This is a genomic window from Planktotalea frisia, from assembly GCF_001890925.1.
GTDB classification, from domain to species: Bacteria; Pseudomonadota; Alphaproteobacteria; order Rhodobacterales; family Rhodobacteraceae; genus Planktotalea; species Planktotalea frisia.
Map to the genome: position 1 here is coordinate 1 of NZ_MLCB01000087.1, position 3656 is coordinate 3656.

2 protein-coding genes are annotated in these 3656 nt (G+C 43.9%); both read right to left on the reverse strand.

The window, feature by feature from the left end:
• Positions 1-414: hypothetical protein (locus PFRI_RS05035; RefSeq protein ID WP_139292093.1), on the reverse strand; the 414-nt coding region annotated here is incomplete at its 3' end.
• A gap of 19 nt (positions 415-433) precedes the next feature.
• The coding region (locus PFRI_RS05040) for a beta strand repeat-containing protein (RefSeq protein ID WP_139292094.1) at positions 434-3656 on the reverse strand (3223 nt) is incomplete at its 5' end.

Genomic DNA, 3656 nt, shown 5'->3' on the forward strand with positions numbered 1-3656 from the left:
ATTCCAGTCGCTGTCATTAAAGCTAAAGTTTGAGTAAACATTGATAGTCTCGGTTCCATCGCCATTCTCCCAGCGATCAGGGTCCTCAGCGTTAGACCAAAAACTTACGCTCACCACCAATGAGGCAGTTGCGTCGTAAATTTGGTATCCAGTGGGATCAAACTCAAAGGTCAGTGACGTTGTTTCACTCAAGTATTCAGGTAACGATGATAAAATAGACGAATAGGCGGCTTGGAAAGCTTCGTCTAAGTCGTCAAATTTTATGCCATCGCCACTAGCTTTTCGAGTAATTTTTTCGCTTATTACTGCAAAATCGCTATTATACTCAGTAGTGATTATCTTGCTTGTAGAAATTTCACGAACTTCAGTGTAGCCAGTTATGACATCGTTTTCTTTGTTTACTGTAATCGCCATTATAAATTCTCCACCAAATTTATAGTATAATTAATTCAAAGACGCTCGTTTCGTCATCATAAGTAAATTCATTACCTGCAAGGTCTATAAGAGACAATTTTCCAATATCTAGGGCAGTGCGCTCTGCGTTTGCAAAGTCGCTACCTTCTAAAAGATTATTGAATTTATAAATCTGGGTTTTTTCAGTTACTAGACTTTCGTATTTCAGTGCAGTGTAGCTGAGGCTTATTAAATGCTCGCCAACTGTATCCTCATTGGATAACTTTTCATTAAAAATAAATTCCAGTAAACCAGCATTATCACCGGTCTCAGTATAACGGAGTGCCACAACGTTAGGAGCTGTGGTATCGACCGTTACCTGTGCTAACTTTTCGTCTAACGCTGCTATCACGTCAGCATTAGATATAACGTTGCCGTAGATGTCCCTAGTGTCATTTAACGTAATACTTTGAATAGCAAGCGCCGCTTCATCGTCATCTAACGAAGATACAGTGTAACTACCAACAAGCCGTGATGCTTCACTTTCGTCTCTCGAAAGAGTTGCGGTGCCACCATTGTTAAAAGTCACCAACATCGAACTATCGAGAAGTAGATCACTGTCAAAATCGAGAGCTAGCCTAAGGCTATCACCTACTCCTTGTGAGGAAATGTTCAGAAAAGTTTGTTCTCCTGATACGGTGTGATTTGTCGGAACAAGTTCAGTCGCATCAATCGCCCCAGGAGTAACATCAGTTGGAACAATAGTAACAGAGATCGCAGCTTGAGAGGCTTGGTTGCCAGCAACATCCCTCAAGAAACCCGCGGCAATATCAAGAGTGTCAGAAACTTCGCCACCTTCCGTCGTACCCCCGAATGATGCTCTCCCCTGAAGAGTGGCTATCGTCTCATTCGTCAACTTTACAGTAATAGTCTCCGTATCAGTCAACACCGCCGAAGCAATATTATCTGAGCTAAATGTCAAGTCTGCACCGCCGCCAGAGCCTGTTCCATTAACATCCCAGGTAACTTTGCTCCAATCCAAAATAGATTTAACACTGGAATCAACAGCAGCAATACTACTAAAATTTGCACCAGTAATAACGAGCGTTCCACTACCATCATCTCCAATAGTGAACTTCGCAGCTGTCGCTTGAGATACTGTAGCCGTAGGAGCTGTGGTATCGACCGTTACCTGTGCTAACTTTTCGTCTAACGCTGCTATCACGTCAGCATTAGATATAACGTTGCCGTAGATGTCCCTAGTGTCATTTAACGTAATACTTTGAATAGCAAGCGCCGCTTCATCGTCATCTAACGAAGATACAGTGTAACTACCAACAAGCCGTGATGCTTCACTTTCGTCTCTCGAAAGAGTTGCGGTGCCACCATTGTTAAAAGTCACCAACATCGAACTATCGAGAAGTAGATCACTGTCAAAATCGAGAGCTAGCCTAAGGCTATCACCTACTCCTTGTGAGGAAATGTTCAGAAAAGTTTGTTCTCCTGATACGGTGTGATTTGTCGGAACAAGTTCAGTCGCATCAATCGCCCCAGGAGTAACATCAGTTGGAACAATAGTAACAGAGATCGCAGCTTGAGAGGCTTGGTTGCCAGCAACATCCCTCAAGAAACCCGCGGCAATATCAAGAGTGTCAGAAACTTCGCCACCTTCCGTCGTACCCCCGAATGATGCTCTCCCCTGAAGAGTGGCTATCGTCTCATTCGTCAACTTTACAGTAATAGTCTCCGTATCAGTCAACACCGCCGAAGCAATATTATCTGAGCTAAATGTCAAGTCTGCACCGCCGCCAGAGCCTGTTCCATTAACATCCCAGGTAACTTTGCTCCAATCCAAAATAGATTTAACACTGGAATCAACAGCAGCAATACTACTAAAATTTGCACCAGTAATAACGAGCGTTCCACTACCATCATCTCCAATAGTGAACTTCGCAGCTGTCGCTTGAGATACTGTAGCCGTAGGAGCTATGGTATCGATATCAATTTCACCTAAAACAAACTCTTTTGATGACGAAGACATTCTTAAGTCAGACAAGTCGGTGACAGACCCTTTATCATAACTTATAATCGCCAAATCATCTATGTCATCTCCTTCTGAAATAGCGTAGGTTGCTGTCAGCATGTTGCCACTATTTTCAACATAATTAAACGTCAATTCTACGTTGTTATTGAGATTTGCATTGAAGGTAGAATTTTTTGATACATTTTCGGACATAACGGCCGTTATCACAATATCACTCGAGGATTGGTTGTACGAACCATCTTTCGTAGATGTTTTAAATTCTCGAATAAATGGCCGGCTATCTACGTCAGAAACAGTAATTTCAAAAGACTTTGAAATTGCACCAGCTTCACTATCAGTCGCTGTTACGATTACGTTGTAAGTAGCTTTAATACTTGTATCTACTGTAACTGAATCTTTAAACTTCAGAGAAGAACCGTCTAATTCAAAAACTGCTTCATCTGTACCACTTAACGTATACGAAACCTCTAGCCCGTCAACATCCGTGGAACCCAACTCACCTACGACAGGTCCAATCTCATTATTTCCAACAACTGTAGACGAAAGTGATATAGCTTCTGGCGCATCATTCGCACCCTTGATTGTAAAACTCAGGGGCTGCGCCGCTGTTGTGCTGCTTCCATCCATAACCTGCACGGAGAACGTCTCAGTTTCCGAACTACTCGCACCAAGCGCTTGAACCGCCGCCGCTGAGTTATCCAACGTATAGGTATAAGCACCAGTGGATGCATTCAAGACCAATGTGCCGTATGTGCCAGCAACACTGAAGGAACCATCCTCAGCAGCGGCGTTAGGCACCACATATGTCAAAATATCATCATCAGGATCGGCTCCAACCAAGCTACCACTGATAGTAGGTGTACTGGCATCCTCAGTCACAGAACCATCCTTCGGGACAGTTAAGATTGGAGCGTCGTTTATATTCGTAACAAGAGATGTGGCCGCAGATGTTTTCGTTTCAACAGTACCGCCCCCATCCGTATAGCTGACAGCGACCGTAATGACCTTGCCAACTTGGGACTGACCAAGTGTGAGTGTGTTGGACGTGGCTCCAGAAATCGCAACGCTATCAGCTTTCCACTGATAGGAAAGAGTTCCAAGCCCATCAGCATCCGCTAGCTTAGAGACGGCGGTTAGAACTTGGCCCTGTGTTGCTGTGCCAGAAATAGTGACTGCACCAGTTGGCGCGTCGTTAATATCAGCTACTGACGATGTGGCC